At 46.3% G+C, this 1,500-nt stretch carries 1 protein-coding gene and 1 pseudogene; both read left to right on the forward strand.

The annotated features are described in order from the left end of the window. The coding region (locus A3762_RS14505) for a carbamoyl phosphate synthase small subunit (protein WP_082869154.1) at window positions 1-706 on the forward strand (706 nt) is incomplete at its 5' end. A gap of 75 nt (window positions 707-781) precedes the next feature. After that, window positions 782-1,500: pseudogene (gene carB / locus A3762_RS14510) on the forward strand (carbamoyl phosphate synthase large subunit); the annotation flags it as partial.

Raw genomic sequence — 1,500 nt, forward strand, 5'->3', positions numbered from 1 at the left:
GGCATTAGAAAAAGCAAAAGCATTCCCTGGTCTTAAGGGAATGGATTTGGCAAAAGAAGTGACGCATCAAGAAGTCTATGAATGGACTGAAGCAGAATGGGACTTGAGCTCTGGTTATGCGCAAGCAAAAGATTCTGAGTTCCACGTAGTTGCTTACGACTTTGGTGTGAAGCGCAATATTCTGCGTATGCTTGCTGAACGCGGTTGTAAATTGACTGTGGTTCCAGCACAAACTCCTGCAAGTGAAGTGCTTGCTTTGAACCCTGATGGGGTGTTCCTCTCTAATGGTCCTGGTGACCCAGAGCCATGTGGCTATGCAATTTCTGCGATTCAAGAAATTCTAGAGACTAAAAAGCCAGTGTTTGGTATTTGTCTTGGTCATCAGTTGTTAGCACTAGCGAGCGGCGCAAAAACGGTCAAGATGAAGTTTGGTCATCACGGTGCGAACCACCCTGTTCAAGATTTGGCGACGGGCGAAGTGATGATTACGAGTCAGAACCATGGTTTTGCGGTGGACGAAGAGTCGTTGCCTAGTAACATCGAAGCAACACATAAATCTTTGTTTGATGGAAGTTTGCAGGGTATCAAGCGCACAGATACTCCGGCTTATAGTTTTCAGGGTCACCCAGAAGCAAGCCCAGGGCCGCATGATGTAGCGCCATTATTTGACCAATTTATTGCTGAAATGCGTAAAGCTGCAAAATAAACAAAATATGAATTATCGAGCGGCTCCTAGGGGAGCCGCTTTCGAAGACAAATAGTAAAAGTGGAACGAAATTAGATGCCAAAGCGTACCGACATAAAGAGTATTCTTATTATTGGAGCGGGCCCGATCGTCATCGGTCAGGCGTGTGAATTTGATTACTCAGGCGCACAAGCCTGTAAGGCACTTCGCGAAGAAGGTTATCGAGTGATCCTCGTTAATTCCAATCCTGCGACTATCATGACTGATCCGGCGATGGCGGATGCAACTTATATTGAGCCAATTACTTGGGAAACGGTTGCACGTATTATTGAGCAAGAGCGCCCAGACGCATTACTCCCAACCATGGGTGGTCAAACAGCGCTAAACTGTGCTTTAGATCTTGAGCGCGAGGGTGTGCTTGACAAGTTTGGTGTTGAGATGATCGGTGCTAACGCTGATACGATCGATAAAGCAGAAGATCGTGATCGTTTTGATAAGGCAATGAAAGCGATTGGTCTTGAAACGCCGCGTTCTGGTATCGCACACAGTATGGAAGAAGCGGTTGGCCTGATCGACGAGCTAGGCTTTCCATGTATTATTCGTCCTTCGTTTACCATGGGTGGTAGCGGAGGCGGTATCGCATATAACCGCGAAGAGTTTGAAGAAATCTGTGCTCGCGGCTTGGATATGTCGCCAACAAATGAGCTTCTCATTGATGAGTCTTTGATCGGTTGGAAAGAATACGAGATGGAAGTTGTCCGCGATAAGAAGGACAACTGCATCATCATTTGTTCGATTGAAAACTTCGATGCAAT

The organism is Oleiphilus sp. HI0125, from assembly GCF_001635355.1.